This is a genomic window from Mycobacterium sp. IDUB_36 (genome assembly GCF_055419225.1).
Genome location: NZ_JBVAXH010000002.1, coordinates 500,075 through 519,049, shown reverse-complemented (window position 1 = coordinate 519,049; position 18,975 = coordinate 500,075). Strand labels below are relative to the sequence as shown.

The 18,975-nt window shown below is 64.8% G+C and carries 14 protein-coding genes and 1 other RNA gene; 5 read left to right on the top strand and 10 right to left on the bottom strand.

The genetic code is table 11. The features are described from left to right. Positions 1 to 11 precede the first annotated feature (11 nt). Together ACZYW1_RS20765 and ACZYW1_RS20760 are read left to right on the top strand one after the other, a co-directional pair. Positions 12 to 917 (top strand): DMT family transporter, encoded by a 906-nt coding sequence (locus ACZYW1_RS20765; protein ID WP_463788349.1) that lies wholly within the window; start codon positions 12 to 14, stop codon positions 915 to 917. Positions 918 to 987: 70 nt separating this feature from the next. Further along, positions 988 to 1,755, top strand: coding sequence for an STAS domain-containing protein (locus tag ACZYW1_RS20760; protein ID WP_463788348.1), 768 nt, complete (start codon positions 988 to 990; stop codon positions 1,753 to 1,755). Here ACZYW1_RS20760 and ACZYW1_RS20755 read toward each other — a convergent pair. Beyond that, complete coding sequence (locus tag ACZYW1_RS20755) at positions 1,752 to 2,468, bottom strand: 2OG-Fe(II) oxygenase (protein ID WP_463788347.1); 717 nt, start codon at positions 2,466 to 2,468, stop codon at positions 1,752 to 1,754. The two genes, ACZYW1_RS20760 and ACZYW1_RS20755, sit on opposite strands and share 4 nt — an antisense overlap. A 113-nt stretch (positions 2,469 to 2,581) precedes the next feature. Between ACZYW1_RS20755 and rnpB the strand changes: the two genes are divergently transcribed. After that, positions 2,582 to 2,970, top strand: an RNA gene (gene rnpB, locus ACZYW1_RS20750) — RNase P RNA component class A. Positions 2,971 to 2,993: 23 nt separating this feature from the next. Here the strand turns inward: rnpB and ACZYW1_RS20745 are convergent. Then, a complete protein-coding gene (locus ACZYW1_RS20745) occupies positions 2,994 to 4,175 on the bottom strand; it encodes a tyrosine-type recombinase/integrase (RefSeq protein WP_463788346.1) in 1,182 nt (393 codons plus the stop codon). Next, on the bottom strand, positions 4,172 to 4,936 hold the full coding sequence (locus tag ACZYW1_RS20740; RefSeq protein ID WP_463788345.1) for a hypothetical protein: 765 nt from the start codon (positions 4,934 to 4,936) through the stop codon (positions 4,172 to 4,174). The genes ACZYW1_RS20745 and ACZYW1_RS20740 overlap by 4 nt, the downstream gene beginning before the upstream one ends. Before the next feature lie 555 nt (positions 4,937 to 5,491). Between ACZYW1_RS20740 and ACZYW1_RS20735 the strand changes: the two genes are divergently transcribed. After that, a complete protein-coding gene (locus ACZYW1_RS20735; RefSeq protein WP_463788344.1) occupies positions 5,492 to 6,775 on the top strand; it encodes an AAA family ATPase in 1,284 nt (427 codons plus the stop codon). A gap of 410 nt (positions 6,776 to 7,185) precedes the next feature. Here the strand turns inward: ACZYW1_RS20735 and ACZYW1_RS20730 are convergent, their stop codons facing one another. Together ACZYW1_RS20730 and ACZYW1_RS20725 are read right to left on the bottom strand one after the other, a co-directional pair. Further along, complete coding sequence (locus ACZYW1_RS20730) at positions 7,186 to 9,006, bottom strand: sacsin N-terminal ATP-binding-like domain-containing protein (RefSeq protein WP_463788343.1); 1,821 nt, start codon at positions 9,004 to 9,006, stop codon at positions 7,186 to 7,188. After that, positions 9,003 to 9,902 (bottom strand): hypothetical protein, encoded by a 900-nt coding sequence (locus tag ACZYW1_RS20725; RefSeq protein WP_463788342.1) that lies wholly within the window; start codon positions 9,900 to 9,902, stop codon positions 9,003 to 9,005. The genes ACZYW1_RS20730 and ACZYW1_RS20725 overlap by 4 nt, the downstream gene beginning before the upstream one ends. A gap of 874 nt (positions 9,903 to 10,776) precedes the next feature. On the opposite strand from ACZYW1_RS20725, the gene ACZYW1_RS20720 reads away from it, so the two are divergent. Then, entirely contained in the window at positions 10,777 to 11,190 is a 414-nt protein-coding gene (locus tag ACZYW1_RS20720; protein WP_463788341.1) for a hypothetical protein, read from the top strand. A 76-nt stretch (positions 11,191 to 11,266) separates the two neighbouring features. Here ACZYW1_RS20720 and ACZYW1_RS20715 read toward each other — a convergent pair whose 3' ends face one another. The 5 genes from ACZYW1_RS20715 to ACZYW1_RS20695 all read right to left on the bottom strand — a co-directional run bounded on the left by ACZYW1_RS20715 (position 11,267) and on the right by ACZYW1_RS20695 (position 18,891). Then, positions 11,267 to 12,001, bottom strand: coding sequence for a hypothetical protein (locus tag ACZYW1_RS20715; protein WP_463788340.1), 735 nt, complete (start codon positions 11,999 to 12,001; stop codon positions 11,267 to 11,269). A gap of 46 nt (positions 12,002 to 12,047) precedes the next feature. Next, positions 12,048 to 12,398 (bottom strand): hypothetical protein, encoded by a 351-nt coding sequence (locus ACZYW1_RS20710; protein WP_463788339.1) that lies wholly within the window; start codon positions 12,396 to 12,398, stop codon positions 12,048 to 12,050. Then, entirely contained in the window at positions 12,395 to 14,851 is a 2,457-nt protein-coding gene (locus tag ACZYW1_RS20705; RefSeq protein WP_463788338.1) for an AAA family ATPase, read from the bottom strand. The genes ACZYW1_RS20710 and ACZYW1_RS20705 overlap by 4 nt, the downstream gene beginning before the upstream one ends. 102 nt (positions 14,852 to 14,953) lie before the next feature. Beyond that, positions 14,954 to 16,177 carry a hypothetical protein gene (locus tag ACZYW1_RS20700; RefSeq protein ID WP_463788337.1) on the bottom strand — a complete coding sequence of 408 codons (1,224 nt, stop codon included), beginning with the start codon at positions 16,175 to 16,177 and terminating at the stop codon, positions 14,954 to 14,956. Next, on the bottom strand, positions 16,174 to 18,891 hold the full coding sequence (locus tag ACZYW1_RS20695) for an AAA family ATPase (protein WP_463788336.1): 2,718 nt from the start codon (positions 18,889 to 18,891) through the stop codon (positions 16,174 to 16,176). The genes ACZYW1_RS20700 and ACZYW1_RS20695 overlap by 4 nt, the downstream gene beginning before the upstream one ends. Positions 18,892 to 18,975: the final 84 nt, after the last annotated feature.

Here is an 18,975-nt window from a genome sequence, read left to right as displayed (position 1 = left end):
GTGGGCCCATCGTGGAGTGGTTAGAGTCGCACGCCCTGGCCATCGTATCCGCATTGCTGGCAGCGCTTTTCGCCGCCGTCGGGATCGTCGTCCGGCAACGGGCCATCCAGACGGGAGCCGACGCCGAAGCGGTCGGGGGCCCGATCGTCACGTCGTGGGTGCGGCAGCCGGCGTGGTGGTTGGGAACCGTCGGCGCGATCGGCGGTTACGTGTTCCAGGCGCTCGCCCTGGCCCACGGGTCGCTGCTGCTGGTGCAACCACTCCTGGTGTCGTCCCTGCTGTTCGTGTTGCCGCTGAGCGCGCGGTTCTCCAATCAACACGTGCGGCTGCGTGATTGGGGCTGGGCGCTGCTGCTGACGGCGGCGCTCACGATCTTTGTCCTGGTCGGGCAGCCCCGCGAGGGCCACTATCGGTCGCCGGTGCCGGCGTGGAGCGTTGCGCTCGGCACCTCGGTGCCGGTGGTGCTCGTCTGCGTGCTGGCCGCCCGCCGCGCGGCCGGGCGGCGGCGGGCCACCTTGTTGGCCAGCGCGGTCGCCGTGCTGCTGGGCATGGTCGCGGTGTTGACGAAGGTCAGCACGCACCGGCTCGCCGTGCACGGTTGGCACGGGTTGCTCACGGTGCCCGCCCCGTATCTGTTGGTGGCGCTCGCCGTGACGGTAACTGTCTTGCAGCAGTCGGCGTTTCATGCCGGCGCACTGCAGGCATCGGTGCCGATCATGCTGGTCGGCGAGCCCGTGGTGGCGGTGTTGTTGGGTGTGGTGATCCTGGGCGAGCACCTGGCGGTGCGGGGTGCCGGCGCCGCGGTCCTGGCGGTCGCGGTCGCCGCGATGACCGCGTCGACGATCGCACTCGGCCGAGACTCGGCTACTTCCGGTGGGGCAGCCGACACGTCTATCCCGCCAGAAATGCCCGAGTAAAACCACATGCCGTGGGTACGCTGGGGCCCCGAAGTCCTCCTTTGCGTCAAGAAAGTGACGAAGGATGATGTTGAGAAGTACGACAGAGGTACGCCGCGGCGTCGTCGTTCTGCGCCTGGCCGGAACGCTGAATGACCGGACCTGTCAGCAGGTCCGGGACGCGGTGATCGAGGTTGCCGTCGAGGCCGCCGCGCCGGTGATCGTCGACATCAACGGACTGGACGGCGGCGATGACGGCGCCTGGGCGGTGTTCGCCAGCGCCCGTTGGTACGTCAAGCAATGGCCCGAGGTACCGATTGCCCTGGTGGCCGGTGACCCTGCCGTGCGCACCCGACTCGCCGATCTGTCGATCGCGGGCCGTGTCCCCGTCTACGTCGATGTCGCTGCGGCGGCCGCCGCGATCGGAGACGGTACGCGCCGCTATCGCCACCGCGCCCGCGAGTCGTTCGACGCGCACCCCTCCAGCGTGAACGCCGCCCTGATCTCCGTCCACGAGCACCTGGTGGCCTGGTCGATGCGCGACAAGATTCCGGTCGCCAGCACGGTGACAACGGTTTTCGCCGAGAATGCGTTGAGCCACGCCGGCGGCGGATTCGACCTTCGGCTCGAAGGCACCGCCGACGAGGTCGTCGTCGCGGTCTCCGATTCCAGCCGCGCCGCAGCGGTCCGACGGGAACGCCCGGTCGGCAGCTGCCCGGGTGGTCTGGACATCGTCTCGTCGCTCTGTGGACGCTGGGGCAACACGCCGGCGCCCCGTGGCAAGACGGTGTGGGCGCGCATCGGTCCCGCAGACACCGTCGCCGAAAGCAGCGGTCGCTCGCGCCAGTCGGCGCTCTAGGCGGCGTCGTGGAAGATCAGCCCGAGCGCGTAGCGCTCGCCGGACCGGACGACGGACAGGCCGTGCCGCACGGCCGCGGCCGACCAGCCCCGCGCTGAGCGCACCGGCCGGTCCCGGGTGGTGAACAGGTAGCCGTGGCCCTGCGGCAAGTGTGTTGCGGTGCCGCGTGACTGGGCCCGGGCCCGCTGCTCGACCAGCATGAATTCCCCGCCGGTGAACTCGGTGTCCGGATCGCTCAGGTCGATCACCACCTGCAGCGGAAACACCAAGTCGCCGTAGAGGTCTCGATGAAGCGCGTTCCAGTCGCCGGTCTGGTATCGCAGCATCAGCGCCGTCGAACGGGTCTGGCCGGCGGTGTGACACATCTCCAGCCACTCGTCGAGGGTGTCGGGCCACGGCGCCTCGCGGCCCAGCTTGCCCCACCAGTCCCGCGCGATCGGCAGCAGTCGCGGATACAGCGCCTGCTTGAGCTGCTCGATCGGCTCCGGGTACGGGGAGTGGAAGTAGCGGTATCGACCGGAGCCGTAGCGGCGCGGAGCCATGTCGACGGTGGACCGGAACAACGCGTCGGAGCCGAACAGGGATCGGATTCGTCGCGCCTCGGCGACGGTCAGCAACCGCGGCAGCAACGCTCCGCCGAAGTCGTCGACGGATGCGGTGATCGCGTCCCAGTCGCCACTGTCGACGCGCTTCGACCATCGATCCGTCGGCATCAGCTGCGTCCTCCTTCTCCCTCAACCTGTAGACGATAGGGACACCCGGGATGTGAGGGCCGGCGAAAGCCGTTGGCCTGCGAATTCCGCAGCGAGTACGGTGTTAGCGCGGACGAGTTGGCCGGGCGGCCGCGGCTGGGGCTCACAGCACCTGGTCGAGGAAAGTCCGGACTTCACAGAGCAGGGTGATTGCTAACGGCAATCCGAGGTGACTCGCGGGAAAGTGCCACAGAAAACAGACCGCCACCTACGCGGTGGTAAGGGTGAAACGGTGCGGTAAGAGCGCACCAGCATTCCGGGTGACCGGAGTGGCTAGGCAAACCCCACCCGGAGCAAGGTCAAGAAGGCCGCACTACGGTGTGGCTGCGCAGGTGCCTGAGGGCTGCTCGCCCGAGCCTGCGGGTAGACCGCTCGAGGCACCCGGCAACGGTGTGTCCAGATGGATGGTCGCCGCCGTGTCATTGACGCGGAACAGAATCCGGCTTACAGGCCAACTCGCCCGCCCCTGCCCTTTGAGCAGCGTGTTCAGCTGGTCACAGGCTGGCCAGTACGCAGCCGGTACGCAGTAGATCCCAGCACCGAGTCGATGGCATCGCGGGTCCGGTCGTCGCTGTCTGGCCAGAGGTGGCTGTATGTGTCCAGGGTCTCGACCGCGCTTGCGTGGCCTAGCCGCGCCTGGACCGTCTTGACGCTCTCGCCGTGACGGATCAGCAAACTCGCGTAGTAGTGGCGCAGCGCGTGGAATCCGGTCCCGTGCGGCAGCTTGGCCTCCTTGACCGCCGCACGCCATCTATATCCAAACGTGGAGCGGGTGATCGGCTTGCCTGACTGGGTGAACACCAGGCCGTCCGGCTCGGCGGGGAACGCCGCCAGGTGCGCGGCCAGAGCGTCGGCCACGACCTGGGGGAGCGGGATCGTCCGGTGGCTGGCGCGAGTCTTCGGTGGCCCAAACGTGGGTGCTTGGCCGGCGACGGTCACCAGCTGCCGGTCTACGGTGATCGCACGCTCAAGGAACCTCACCCGATCCACGGTGAGGCCAAAGCATTCTCCCTGCCGCATACCGGTTCCCGCCGCCAGTGTGATAAGCGCCTGTAGCTCTACGGGTAGCTCGCCGCGGACGGCCTCCACCTGCTCTGTCGTCAGCGGCACAATCTGCGGACGCTGCACCTTCGGCAATTTCGTACCGTCGCAAGGGTTTGCAGCAAGCCGCCGGTCCCGGATCGCGGACTTGAAGATGGTGGACGCGATCCCGTGGACCACGCCGACCGTGGCCGGGGCCAACACCAGCCCCTTGACCCAGGCCTGTATGTCGCTGGGCAAGATCGAGGTGAGTTGGCGGTCGCCCAGCGTCGGGTAGGTGTGTCGGCGCAACATCGTCTCGATGTGTGCGCGGCTGCTGGGCCGCTGGACCTGCATCTGCCGCCAGCGTTCGGCGTAGTCGCGGAACGTGACCTGACCGGCTTTCGGGTCGACGTACTGGCCGGTGACGACCGAGGCCGTGACTTCATTGAGCCAGCTCTGGGCGTCGGTTTTGCGGCCGAATGACTTGGAGTGCTCGCGGCTGCTGTTGTCGACATATGTTGCTCGCCAACGCAGTCCGACGCCATGCCGGGCGCTGGGCGCTGTGCGGGTGGTGCCGTCTGAGTCACGGACCGTCTTGGTCCACAGGTCCGTTACGCCGGCCCGACGGTTACGTTTGCCGCTCATATCTTCTTCTTTCCCTGAGTGGTGGGAGGCAAGAAACCGCGCTCACGTGCTCGTCGCACGTACTCGTGCGCCATCCGTGGCTTGACCCCGAATGTCCGCGCGACCGCCTCAGCCGGCGCCTTGTCAAAATTGGCGCGGTAGACCTCGGCGACCTGGCGCAGCAACTCGCTGTTGACTTGACGCCGACCCGCGCGAAGGTCGTACACGAGACTGCGGACAATTCGATGCTGATCTTCCTCGATCGCCGGGATAGCGATTCCGGGCTTGTCGCGCCACACGTCACGGATCTCGACAATCCACTGCCTATACACAGTGTTCGCGATCTCTGCGATCTCGGTTGCACGAAGGTGCTTTTGGCGTATCTCGGTTTGGTTTTCTCTTGCGCGGTAACCTAATTCGACAAGCCGAGGGACGCCGTCGCGTAGCTCAATCCGGCAATGAAAGTCTGGCTCATTGCGCCCGTCGAGTTCAAACTCAACCCACGCCGGTAAGAGCCTCACCGACGGACTCCACTCGCCGTCAGCCAACGGCGTCCTTGTCGCGTCGGGGAATCGCTCGGCGATCCAGCCCGGCGCACCGCCGTCGGTGCCGAACAAGGGTGCCCCGTCTATGCCGAACGCCATATAGTCGCCAGAGACCACGAACCGCATGCGGCCGTCGCCCGTCCTGATTGTTCTGGGTCCGTCACCGATGTGGTGATACTTCCCAGCCAACCCGAAACCTCCATCGCCGTACGTCGGTGCGATGTTGTAACTGTGCACTTAACTCTGCACTGTGTCAATCATGACGACAAACAGAGCAAAACCGTTCGTAGAAGGAATCGCAGAGGCGGAACGCGAGCAGTGGGAGGCCGACGGGAAGGCTGCCCTTGCGGCTGCCGAATATCTGTCAGCCCCGCAACTCGAGCAGATGACGGGCACGCCGGCGTCGACTTGGCGCTATTGGGCACATATCGGCTCCGGACCACCGTCATTCAAGCTCGGTCGCCGCCGAGTGTGGAAGCGGTCAACTGCGTTAGCGTGGATCGCCGAGCAAGAGCGGACCTCAGCATGACCGCCGAAGCCCATGAGTACGCCGAGGCAAGTGCATGATCACCCGCACCGAGCCGCCCGGAAAGGAAGTGTGCCGAACCCCAAACCACCAGGATCGACCCTCAACCAACGCCATCAGCAACCACCAAGAAGCTGATGAAGCAGACAGTAACAGCCAGGTGTGTCACGAATCGATTGCTGCTCAGCTGCGGCGGCGCCGTGAAGCCTCATATCGGTTGCCGCCGCTGAAGTTTGGCAGACGCGACCCGTGGGGGCCTCCATCTCATGACCGATGATTTAGCGGCCAAAGACAGCCGCCTCGCGGAAGAATGCGCCAGAGCAGAAGCGCGCAGGAACGGCAGCAGGAACGGCAACCTGCCGTTGTATGCAGTCCCCGAGCCAGGGCTGGACCCACCAGAGCCGCCGGCGGACCTGGACAACGGGCCGTCCGACTGGACACGACCGGACGACAACCAAACTTCCCAAACCAAGGCCAGCGATGACGAGCCGAACAGCTGGGAACCCATGGACCTTGGGCCGTACTTGCGCGGGGAGGTGGAGCCACCACAGCCACCGTCAGCTGGTGTTGCCCGATCCGATGGAATGCAGCTGATCTACCAGGGGCGAGAACATGCCCTGGTGGGTGAAACGGAATGCGGCAAGACGTGGTTGGCGCTGGCATGTGTTGCGGCCGAGCTGGCGCGTGGCCGCCGCGTGATCTACATCCATTACGAGGAAAGCAACCCGGAAAGCACGATTGAGCGGCTACGGCTACTCGGTGTGTCCGATGACCTGTTGCTACCTCCGCTGTTTCGGTTCGTCGCGCCACTGCAGGCCTCAACCAAAGACCTGATCCGGGAGCTGTTGAAGCTGCCACCGGACCTGGTTGTTCACGATGGCGTCAATGAAGCAATGTCACTGCACGGGTCCGACGCGGTGGCAGTCGATGGTGCGTCTAGCTTTCGGCGACGCCTGGTGACTCCGTTCCTGCGGGAGGGGGCCGCAACCATTGCCTGTGACCACATGCCCATGTCGCGTGACAGCAGCCGCCGTGACGCCTATGGGTCGGTGCATAAAGGCAACGCGTTGGACGGTGCGCGCATCGCGCTGGAGAACCGCAGCCCGTTCGGGCGCGGACTGCGAGGGGTGTCCGATGTCTATGTGACTAAGGACCGTCCGGGCCACCTGCGCGGTAAGGGCAGGGCCACCAAGGTGCACGGCAAGACCTACATGGGCACGCTGGTGGGTGACGACAGCGATCCGTTCGACCCGTTCTCGTTGATGCTGTACGCGCCCAGGCCCGCCGTTGAACCTGACCCAGACGGACCCGAGGACCAGTTGACGGTAGCCGTGTGGGAGGTTATTGCCGCCCAACCCAACCGCACCGTGAGGTCGCTGCGCGAGCTGTACGCACAGATGCGGAAAGCGGGCCAGCAGTTCACGGAAGGCGCGGCGCGCGATGCCGTGGACGACCTGGTTACCGAAAAGCGCTTGGCCGAAGTTGCCGGCAAGGGTGGGGCACAGGGTTACCAAGCCGTTTCAAGTGCCGCGGCGGCGAACCGGCCGTGAGCCCGGTTTTGAGCGCTGCGGCAGTGCTGCGGCGAGTGCTGCGCCCTATAGGGGGCGCAGCACTCGCCGCACTCCACTCACGCGACTGCGGCGGGTGCTGCGCGCAGCAGTCCGCAGCAGTCACGCAGCGCGGGTGGTGTTGCTCGTTAACTGGTCCTATTCGCCAGTTCGCCGCAATTCGCCAACGGCTCGAGGAAGCGCCAGACGGATTGGCGGGCGAACTGCTCGAAATCACAACACGAGTGTTTCCGAATCGGTACCGAGGGCCAGCAGTACTGGGAGGGCGCAGAAGCGCAACGGCTGCCTGACCCGAGCGATCCGCGGTCCGCGATCGGCACGTAGGCCTTTACTCGATACCTGCAGCGTGTTCGAGACGGAGCGTGCAGCCGGACGTTGGTCCGGCCGCTTAGTCAGTCGATAACCGTTGCGAAGCGTGCCCAGTCGGTAAACTCCCAGTCCCATCTACGGCAGACCCGCTCCTTAGGCAGGCCATCGTCACTGGGGTCCACCACCATGAGCCTGACGTAGCGGCCGTCCCCAACGAGAATCGCAAGCAGGTAGCCGCCTGGCGAAGCGAGCATTAGCGACATCTCGTTGTTGGTCATGGCAAACCGCGCGTCTGGGTGGTCGACCTTCTTGACCTCAATTCGCACAGGCGCTCCGGACGGATTACTCCCGGAGAGGTCGTAGCCGACGTTCTGTCCGCTGACGTCTTCGAGGCGCCAGCCGCGGCTGTTGAGGTATTCCATCGTGGCGACTTCAGCTGTGCGCCAACGGGAAACAACGGCGGCCAGAGGCTCCGCCGCCTCGAGAATCTCGCCTCGGCGCGCATCATGTGCTGCGGGCTCGGCTATTACCGTCCGTGGGGGCGGCGATGCGGCCAGCCCCCGGTCAACGACCCGTTGCTCAGCGGAGGTCAGCTGCCGGCCGTAGCTTCGGGCCATCTCGCTGAGGTGCGCGCCCAGGTGCGCGACCAGATCCTCGGACAGCTGCCCAACCACGGGTTCGTTGGCGAGTTGCTTTACATCAAGGGTATCTAGCCCCAAAACGGCTTTCAGGGCGCGGGCGCCCGGCTGGTTCTGCTTCGTGTACAGCGCCACCGGTGCACCTAAGGGAAAGATGCGAGAGACGTCGTCCGCAGTCAAGGGCAATGGTGAGTAGGCGAAGGGCTTTGGCTCGGACTTCATCACTCGTTGGAGCTCAGTGAGTAGTGCGGTGCCCGTGGTGGGACGCGACGACACCAATAGCGAGCGAAGGTCTTCGCCCTCCAGGACAAGTTCCCAGAGCCGCTGGAAAAACGGCGCCTCTGGCACGGTCAACTCGTATGCGATAGCTGACGCGGCGTCTGCGAGCACCCGCTGAGTAGATTCATCCCCGACGACGGCGTGCGTACGCGACGGATCGGTCAGCAAGTCTCCCGATATCGCGACGGGCAGTCCCAGTTCATCGTCTAGCGGCAGGCCACACGCTAGGCGGCCGCGAAGCCCGGTGAGTGACTGGGCACGTGCATCAAGCGGTACGGCGATCGTCGCAGCCCCTAGCTTCAGCAGCCCGAAGGTCGCGGGGCCAGCCTGATTGTGAAGAGTCACTCGCGAATCCTCGCGGTTCACGCTGACCGTGTCGACGCGTTCTGCGCTAGCAATGCCGACGCGTTCGACGTGGCGCAGGAACAGCAGGCTTATGGGGTCGATCGCGTCCAGCGGAACCTCACCGCCGTCGTGTCCGCTGATCGTGAAACTCGCCCCATCGATCCGCTCAGCAGTGCGAATCGCGCACGGGATCCGGATTAATGGGACCGCCGACGGTGACTGCTCGCCCAGCAACTGGGCAGCGACCGTTCGATCGAAGGCGAAGGCCACGTCCGAGGACCTGATGTCGATTCGGGAAGCGATTGCGGCGAGGGACTTGAATCCGATGCCGCGATACCCAATGGAATCACCTCGGCGCTTGGTCGAGCTGGCGCTTCTGCAGAGCGCTTCCGCATCTGCTGAGCTCAGCGGTCTTCCATTGTTCGACCAGCACCAGGTCCCGTCGGGCAGCGCGGTGATGGTGACGACCGTTGATTCGGCGTCGTCCGAGTTCTGCAGCAGCTCGTACGGCACACGGTTGCGATAGGTGTCAGCCAAGAGGTCTTCCATCCGGGCGATCTCCCCGAACAGTCCTGGGGCCTGCGTGTGTTCGTCGATCAGCTGTACCTGCAACGCAGCCAGGTGCTCGGTGAGCTCGTTCACCAGTCGCCGTCGATTAGGCGCGCAACAACCCGGTGCGGATCGCCGGGCAGGTTGCTAATTTTGATGACATCTCGTGCGACCCACCGCGGCTGGCGACTGGGGGCTGCCCCCTGATCGTTGACTGGGATCCGCCCGTAGAACCTGCAGGTTCGATGGTGGAGCAGGAACCCGGTCTCGTCCTCGATCTCGAATTTGACATCCGGCGCCGCCACCTCGAAGGGCGCCGCTTCCTGCAATGTGGATCCGCGGTCTGCCCATTCGCATTGCTCGACGTACACCCGGAGCAGATCTTCCGCGCTTCCGAATTCGAAGGTGCCTTCGGTGTGCATGGTGAGAGTCGCTTCGTCGCTCGTCACGTAGGCATGGGCGGCGGTGACCCTCGCACGCGGTCCTGCGACGCTAACCTCGTCTACCACCGCGATGTCGAGCGCTCTCGTCGGACCGGGAAGGTTGAGCTTCGAGTTGATATACACACCCGAGACATCGGCCAGGTCGTGTGCCGTGAGGCGGAGATCGATGTCGGCCGCGGTGAATGGCGCCCGGCACGTCCAGGTGTCGCTCTTGGCAGCAACGCGGATGAGGCCCTTCTGAGCCTTTTGGATCTTCTGGAGGACGACCCATTGGTAGTTACCGGCGGGTGCGGGGGCATCGGTCCGGTTCAGAGTGAGGAATACCTCCGCGGCAAATCTGTCGCCATCACTGCGCTTGAACCGGTCGGTCCAATCCTCCGAAAGAAAGCGAAAGGTTCCCGAGAAAGCCACCTGCTGCTGGTGGTCAGTGCTGTCATGAGATTCGGTGACGAGACGCGCCTGAGCATCTTCGACCTGCCATCCCACGAGCGACAGTGCCAGTTCGTCGACACCAATCTCGATGACCTCAGCCCTCTTGCTGCCCATCCAATGCCTTTCGATGCGGGGTGAGAAACCGGCGAAGCTCCGCGACTCTATCGCCCACTCGCGACAATTGTCGGAACGCGCTAGATCTGGTGACGAAAGCGCCTAAAGGTCGACTGATGCCTTCAGGCTGCCCGTCGTGCTCTTGCCTCGCTCCCCGGTCTTGTTGCCGCCGGGTCGACGGGCTACAGAGCGGGCGGTCGCGGGGCTGACGCTCCTGAATCTTCCGGGTCTCGAAGAGTCGGTCGATGCGCAATGAGCGCATACAAAGGACTTTGCGCTACCGCCGCGCTTCTTTCGGTTCCTGCGGCCGTGACGTAGCGCTGGGAGGTGGTCATTGACTCGTGCCCATGGAGCTTCATAAAGGTGTAAACGCTGACATCGGACGCGGCAAGATCGGTGCGTAGGTGTGCCGCAGTCCGTTTACCAGCGCGCCCGGCACCGGCTGCGCTGACTCAGCGCGTTTTGACGCCGGCTTGATACGTGACTGCCGGGCTCTGTGGGTGATGCACTCGCCGCCGCGGCCAACGAAAAGCGGGGAGCGCGCCGGCCATCGCGCGAGGCCGGATCGGACGTAGTTGTCGGTGACTACACCCAACGTGGCGCCACCAGCGCGCCGAGCACCACTAACTACACCACGGTCACGGCACCGCGGTGTACTCCACCCACGGTCAACCAACGCATCACCAGGGGGTAGGGGTGCCCGCGTGAACCGCACGGCAGAAACACTCCCTACCCGCTAGGTATATCTCCCCCCGAACAAATTGCCCGATTGACCTCTGGCGGCATCGTTGCTGCAGCACGGTTTCCGACACCGGTGACATGCGGCAATACCGGACTCAGCGTTGTGTCGGTGGGCTCAGGGAAAATGCCCACCATGAAGGCTGCTGAGCGGGAGCGGCGTAACGCCCATGTGCTCGAGTTGTTCCTGGGCGGTGCTAGCCACCGGACCATTGCGAAGGCTGTGGGGCTGCGGTCCCACCGCAGCGTCGCCAACATCGTCGCGGCGACTCTGGGGTCCACCACGGATCGGCGTGACCTGTTGACGGATGAGGCGTTCGCTGTTTGGCAGGAGCGCAGTGAGCAGCTGTTTCAAGCGCATTGGAGTCCCGCGTTGGAGGGCAATTACCGTTCAGCGGAGTTGTGCCGCAAGTTATTAGGTCAGCAGGCCCAGGTCTATGGGTTGGCCCAGCAGGCGGCGTTGGCTGCTGGGACCTCGAATGGGGTGGTGGAGGTCGAGCCCGACATGGATGAGCTTGCCAGGCTGCGCGCAGCGCGTGCCGGGCTTTGAAGAGTGGCAGAGGCCAACATGACTTAGCCAAATACCATTCTGGGTTCAGTCGGTCGAGAGTCCGCTTTCCGCCTTACTAATACCCGCGAGCATCGAGTTCAGGACGGCCCGGATCCGCCGAGGACTCAGTACTCGCGATGACGCCGATCTCGACCTCGTAGCGGAAGGCCGGGTTGATCGACAGGTGGAGCCCGAGCTCGGTGATTCTGTCATCAAGGATGTGCCACGTGCGCGCCTCGGCCGGGTCGCGTCCCAAAAGTGGCTCAAGCGCATCGATAGTGGGTTTCCACAGGTTGAGCCAGTTCCTAACGGCTCGCGGCCCGACGTGAAAGGCGAGCTGAAGCCTGAGGGGTCCGGGCGGCAGCTCCGGCTTGCCAGCTACAGCGGCCTTGACTTGCTCTTTATAAGCAGGTGTGTCGTAGGAAGCCGTCGGCCTGGCGACAACGACATCGCACGTAGGCGGCGGGACCTCTAGGGCCTCTTCAAGTCTTACATACGATTTCGCGCAATGTTGCTTGGTGCACCACACCGACATCAAGCCGGTGTCGTCGATGCGCTCGGCGAGCGGCTGCAGGTAATTGTCGAGATCGCCCCCGCGCAAGAGGTTCTCACCGGCTGGGCGACCGACATCGAGTCGTAGAGCCCAGGGACCATCAATACGGAATCCAGCCAACAGGGTCTCGGCGCCGTTAAGGAACGGCTGTAGGCGCAACTGGCTGGGGTGACTGGCGCTGTACCAGGAGGCTAACTCGGGTGCGACGTCTAGCTCATGTCTGTCACCGTCAGGACGGGCATACCAACGCACAGCCATACCCTAGTTGGCTTCATCCCGCCGACGACTTCATGGCCGACGACAGCTATAGACAAGCCTCTTCGATTTTGCAGCATTCGGCGCGAACCTCGGCGACAGTCGGCGACAATTGGTAAGCGTGCTGGTGGCAAAAGCCGGTGAGCTGATGCCATGCGCTGATTAAGGCGGCCGCAGCCGCGGAGGTGTCGAGTGACTTGAGTAGGGCGAGTTTGGCTTTGGCGCTCGCGCCGACGACGGAGGCTCCGCACAGCGTGGCACAGCGTGCGTCGATCAGGTCTTCAACCGCTTGTCGCGCAAGAAACGCCGCTAGTCGCGCGGAGTTGCCGGCGGCAGCGTGCCCCGGGACGTCGAGCAGTTCGCGGGCGCGCGCCAGGAGGGTTTCGGCATCGCCGGTCACCGGTCCTCCATGATGTCGTGCACGGTCTTGGCAAGGTCTCCCAGGGTGGTGCGGTCCAGGGTGGCACCGCGGTGGACACCGGAGGCGCAGATCGCCATGATCGGAAACCTATGTTGGCGACGGCTTTTCCACGCCGTGAGGTCAACGGTGGCGGCTCCGATGACTGCCAGCGCCACACGTTGTTGGGTGGTTTTGGCGTCTTCCCACTGCGCGTCGGAGTCGTAGTAGGAGGTGCCAGCACGGGCGCGATCGGTGAAGAATCGTTGGTGGGCAGCGGATTCGACGGCCATCCGGAACAGTCCCGGTGTTGCCTTGCGTTTGACGAGGTCGTCGAGGTTCTCATCGAGGATGACAGCTTTGGCATCGGCGATGTAGCGATCGGCCGGCAGGTCGTTTGGTTTGACCACGACGATCGAGCCCTCCTCGCGGGTGACGTCGAGCAGCTGTGCGGGCACCGAGCGCGCACGAATCGCGGCGGGCAGCCGGTCGTCATGGGAGAACACCACCACCTGACGGGTTTTGGCCAATTCGATGAGGACATCGAGGAACCCGCCGATCTTGGCGGGATCCATCGCCTGGATCGGGTCATCGAGTACCAGGAATCGAAACGGACTGGCCGGGGTGGTGGCCCGCGGGATGAACAACGCCAACGCCAGGGCATGCAGCTCGCCTTGGCTCATCACGCCCAGCGCCCCGGCGGGTACACCGTCGACGGTGCCCTCGACGACGGCCCGGCGGCGGGTCGCGGCCCCCTCCAGCGTGATGCCGCCGAGGTCGACATTGCTTTCGTGGCGCATGCAGCTCCAGATGGCGCGGGCCTGGTCCACCATCGGGGCCATGCGTCGTTCCCGCAGTGTGATGGCGTTGGTGCGCAACCATTTCAGGGCCTTCTGCACCTTGCGGAGCCGGTCGTCGTTGGTGCGTGCAATGGTCTCCGCTTCGACCCATGCAGAGATTGCGGCCGCAGTGGGTGCCCAGGCGTCTTCGAGTTCGTCGGCGCGTTGCGTGGCCTCGGCACGCAGGGTGTCGGCGGCCGCGGCGATCGAGGTCGCCGTCGCCTGCAGGTGCGCCGGGAGGTCGGCGAGGCTGGCGGGGATGGCGACGGCTTGGGTGCGTGCGGCCTCGAAGGCGGGCAGCGCTTTTAACGAGACGCCGTCGATCGGCGCCACGGTGGGCAGCGCGCGGGCGAATCGTTCGGCTGCGGCGCGTGTTTGCTTGAGTTGCAACGTGATCGCGTGGTGGCGGGCGGCTTGCGCTTCGGCCTGTTCGAGGCGCGTCTGGGCGGCGCCCCGCCACGCGGTGTCCAGGGTTGCGCTCTGGCACACCGGGCAGGGGCCATCGCCGAAATGGGTGTGCAATTCCAGGGCGTCGCGTAGTAGAGCGGCTTGTGCGGCGATGGCGTCCTCGGCTGATCCGGCGATGTCGGCGTGGGCGTCGATCGCGGTGCGCAGGTCTTCGGCGAGTGCGGCCGCTTGCGCGGGGTCGCCAACCTCGAGTGTGGCGATGGCGCGCAGCCGGGTTACGACTCCGGCTTGGGCGGTGTTGGTGCCGAGCGTGGTGGTGGTGATCGCGGCAAGGTCATAGGGCGCTTTGGCGGTCAGCTTCTTGACCTGGGCGGCGCGCGCGTCGGCGATACCGTCGAGTGTGCGGCGCAGCTGAATGCGGGTGTCGTTAGAAGTTTTTCGGGGGCTGCTGAGGTGTCGTTCGGCCTCTTTGAGGCGGTTGTCGGCGTCGGCGATCTCGTCGAGGCCGAGCAAGCGGTTCAACGCGTCATAGAGCGCGGACGGGCCTTCTTCGAGCAGACCGCCGAGTTCGTCGTAAGACATTAGTGGTCGGTGGGTGATGAGTGCTTGTTTCCAGCCCAGCGCGTCGGCGGGTCCGCGGCGTTGTCCTGTGATCTGCGACCATCGTTCGGCACTGCTCACGTCTGCCCCGGGCGCCCATGTCACGCCAAGGGCGGCGTTGGTTCCGCCGCGGTCGAAGTCGGGTTCCATAGCGAAGTCGACTTCGATGCTCGCGGGGTCGCCGGCGTGCAGGTTGCGCCATGATGCTTCCCAGTGCTGGCCTTTCTTTTTCAGCCAGCGGTAGCTGGCCCCGGTGAGTGCATATTCGAGCGCTTCGGCGAAGCTGGATTTCCCGGAGCCGTTGCGTCCGCTGACCACGGTGATCCCGCAGAAGGGGTTGAGCTCGAGGACCGCGCGGGGCCCGATCCCGCGGAATCCCTGCACGGTGATCGACCGGATGAAGGCGTGCAGCGGGGCCGGGCCGTCGGGTGTCTCGCTGTTGGGCCGCAGTGGTGCGGGGGCGTCATCGCCCAGCTGCCCGGCCAGCTCGGCGTCACCGTGCAGGGCGGCGGCGACGAGGTAGACGGTCTCGTCGGTGACAGTAGTGTCGGCATCGAAGAGGTCCCACACTTCGGCCTCGACGGAACTTCCCAGTCCTGCACCGTCCATCGTCTAGATCCTTCCCCAAAAGTGTTGTACTGCTTAACTTGTGACGGCACGAAGGGATCGGCCGGGCGGTGTTCAGCGGCGTGGTTCACGATGATCCTGTGGTCATGGCAGGAGTGCATCGAGGGCATCGGTCAAGGTGTCGGGTGTACACAGCGTGACGTCGGATCCGGTGGCCGGTATCAGCTCGCTGCCCCACACGTAGCCCAGACCGTAGGTAGCGCTCTGCTTGTCCAGCACCGGGCTGAACGCTCGGCGATAGCCGAGCAGGTCGAGCGCGGCTGCGCGCGCCGATGATTCCACCTTTCGTTCCAGGCCTTTGACTTCGATGAGCAGCCAGCGGCGGAGGCCGTCTTCGGTGACCGAGAGGACCAAGTCGGGGATCAGGCCGCCGGTGTGGGCGAACCCGTGGTGCGCTTGGATGGCGCGATACAGCGAGCCGGCCGACAGCTCGGCCGGGGTGCGTTGATATCGCAGCTGCAGGCTGGCGCCGTCTTTGGTGCCGCGGAATATGACGGCTGATCCCAGTGCGGGGCCAATCAGATTGGGGGGTGGGGTTTTCCAGCCGAGTCGCCGTAGGGCACGCATGGTGTCGAACACGCAATACAGTTCGAGCAGGACGGGGTCACGGCGGGTGATCAGGGCGCGCTGCTCCACGGCGTCTCGGATGGCGGTGGCGTCGAGTCGGGCGATGTAGCGCTCGTAGAGCTCGACGACGTCGAGGGCTGCGCGGTAGCGCGTGCGGTTGCGGCCCGCGCGGACCCGGCTGATGGTGGTCGGGCTGGGCGGATGAGTGGGTATATCGGTCAGTGCGCGGGCCTGACGCCAACGGGTGGCATCGGTAATGCGCTGGCGCACAACGGCTGCTTCGCCGTTGTCGGTACTGCGCTGCCAGCCGGTGCGGTGGCCGAATTCGGCGATGGCGTGCAGCGCGAAGGCCAGCAGCTGATTTTCCGGCGTTTCGAAGGCGCGGTGGGTGGGTGCGGTGACGAACGCGTGCGGCACGCCGGTGGCCGCGCGTTGTGCGTAGGTGTCGCCCCATCGGATCGCGCCTCGGATGCGGTGGCTGCTGGTCTCGGTGTCGACGGTCGAGGTGGTGGTCAGTCGGCGGATGAGGGTGGGCATCTGCTCGAGCAGTCGGCCGACGGGATCGCTGAGGATGAAATGAAGTTGGGCCAGATAGCGCAGCTCTGCCGGTGACATCTGCATCAGGGTGCCCGCCCACAGCAGGATGTCGTCTTCTGTGCGGGAGGCGTGGCTGATGTAGCGCCAGATGTCGCGGCGAAGTGCAGAGATGATCTCGGCGCGTTGGAAGGGCTTTGATTTCATGACGCTGGGGGCTCGGCCCCGTCGTCGTAATCGTCGTAGTCGTCGGGTTGTGCGGCGGGGGGCGGTTCGTGAAGTTGCAGCCCCAGAACGGTATTGAGGGTGCTCTTCAATTTTGTAGTTCGGGCTGCGCTGCCCATCAGGGGTTTGAGGCATTGATAGAGATCCTCACCGTGGGCTGCGTCGATGCCTTCGAACTGCGGCAGCAGGTAGCTGTAGAACGCCTCGAAGAGCACTTGGCCTGGATCGGCGTCGGCGATGGTCAGCCGCTGGCGAAGAAATCTCGCGAGATCCATGAAGACCGCCGGGCCGAGATCTTTGATCGCGCGCACCGCCAGCAGCTTTTTGGCCAGTTCGGCCGGGGCCGGTTCGGCGGCCACCGCTTGGTCGATCAACGCCTCAAAGACCTCCTGGCTGGGGGAGGCGACCTCGATGAACGCAAAGCGTCGCATCAAGGCGAACGACATCTCGAACAGCAGTGTTTTGTCGAAGACATTCATCGTGGCGATGATGCGCCAGGGCTGCGGGATTTCGAGGACATCCCCCCCAGGAGTGGGGTTTTCGGTGCCTTCGGGCAGCAGAACCAGTGGTGCGCCGTTGGCCTGCGGACGGCTGTGGGGAAGGGTGACCGGCTGCCCGGACAGCACGGTGAACAGTTGGCCGAACGCGCGGTCGAAGTGCGATCGGTTGAGTTCGTCGATGAGCAGCCAGTGGTTGTTGCGGATGGCTTGCAGGAACTGGCCTTCGGTGAACTCCAGGGTGTCGCGTCCGGTGGGGCGCAGTCCGCCGATGGTGTCGTAGGTCGTCCAGTCCGCGGTCGCGGTGGTGGGGGTGTATCCATCGCAGAGACCGGCGTCGCGGGCTGCTGTGGCGACGGCCTGGGCCAGCGTCGTTTTGGCGGTGCCGGGCGGCCCGGTTAAGATCACGTGTTTGCCGCTGGTCAAAGCCGACAGTAGCTGCGCGTAGATGTCCTGGTGCAGAGTCAGATTCGCGCTGACCGCGGCATCGCGGATGTCTTCCAATGTCAGCTCGCGTGCGCTGGTGCGGCCTCCGCTTTTGACGAGTCTTTCGTATTGTTGTCGGGGGATTTGTTGTATCGATCGCTGCGGGTTGCGGGGCGGCCCGTCGCTGAAGGGGACCGGGTGCTCGAAGACGGTGAAATCGTCGATGGCTGCGTTGTATTCACCCGGCGCCGTCTCGGCGATGGTAGTGATCCGACCGCTGGCGAAGTAGCTTTTCGAGGTGTTGTCCGATGCTGTTCCGGGCCGGTAGAACACCACTTTGGCGCCCGGGGAGTTGGTCAACAGCTTGGGTGCCCCGCTGGATTCCGACGTCCAGTGATACTCCTGACCCTCGACGTTGGAGTAGGTCGAGGTTTCGCTCTGGTTCAAGATGAAGAACCGGCCTTCAGAGGTGCCGCTTTGGGCGCGCACGATCATCGGCCCCTGGTTGTTCAGACCACCGAGGGTCACGGGATCCCCGGTGCGGGCCAACACGTAGCCCTCGGTGATCTCTTGTGGCTCAATCTGTTCGAAGTCGTGAAGTTCGACCCAGAGGGTGTGGTGATCGGCCGGGTTGTAATAGGCGGGAACCAAGGTCTGGTCGACGTCGTGTGCGTCGGTGGTGATGGCCGATAACCGGGTCCGCCAGGTTCCGCCTTTGGCGCTGTGCAGAAACACATGGGTCTCGCTGCCGGCGGAAAGCTGGTTGCGCATTTTGGCGATCCAGTCCGCACCCAAGCCGGTGGCGCCGGCATCTTTGCTGCGCCGCCCCCACCACACCGAGCCGCGCTCGCCGACCACTTCCCGATGGCGCTCGATGGTGTCTGAGCGCAGATCGAAGCTCCACTTCAAGACCAAGTGGATCGCCGAGGCGTCGGCACCGCCCAGGACGTCGATGATGCGCTGTGCGGCATTGGGTTTAGTGATCTCGCTGACTGTGCTGCGTTGGGTGAACGCCTCGCGCAGGTCGGGATCGAACCGTTCGTAGGCCAACGCTGGAGCTAGCCAGTCCACGGCTCTGGTGTTTTTGGTATGTGCCTGTGCGAACGCGCCGTCGGTGCGAAACGCGTAGTTGCCGGTGACTTTCCCGACGGCGACATGTCCGGGGTTGGTTTTTAGTGGAAGGACGATGAGGTCGCCCTGATGGACGTCGTCGCGAAACTTCAATAACTGCGCGGTCTGCAGAATCAAGCTTTGCGGGCGATGCTCATCTCGGCTCTCGGCGATCTTTGCGCTCAGTGTGTCTTTGTCGAGGTCGTCGAGCGGACCGATCTCGCTCCAACCGATCGCGGTCACGCCCTGCTCGAGTGCGAGCTGCTCGTGCTCGCCGTCCCTGCCCTCACGCACGAGCCAGACGCGGCCCCCCGTGCTCAGAGTGGTCGCTTCCGCGCCCGATTTGGTGCTGCGCACCTCGAAGCCCAGGTCGCTTAGCCGACGCACCACCTCGTCACCGCCGGAGAGCCCGCGCAGGCGCAGAGGAACCTCGTCGGGATGCTCGATGCTGTAGGCGATGCCGTACAGCGCTTTCGACGGATAAGTCTGACCGTCATACACGACGACGTAGTCCAAAGCTTCCCGAAAGCCGTGTTCTTTCAGGGCTTTCTCGCGATCGCCCCCTTTGAGCAGGTCAATCGCGGCGAGCACGCCATCGCGTGAGACCGAACTGCGCCGCCAATCGCGAGGATGCTGCGACATCGCCTCAGTGCCGTCGATCACGTGTCCGAACGTATCGCAGGTCACCTTCTGCCGGCACGGCCTTGCGAATCGGAGGACCCCATACGGCGATCTGCGGCAGAATCG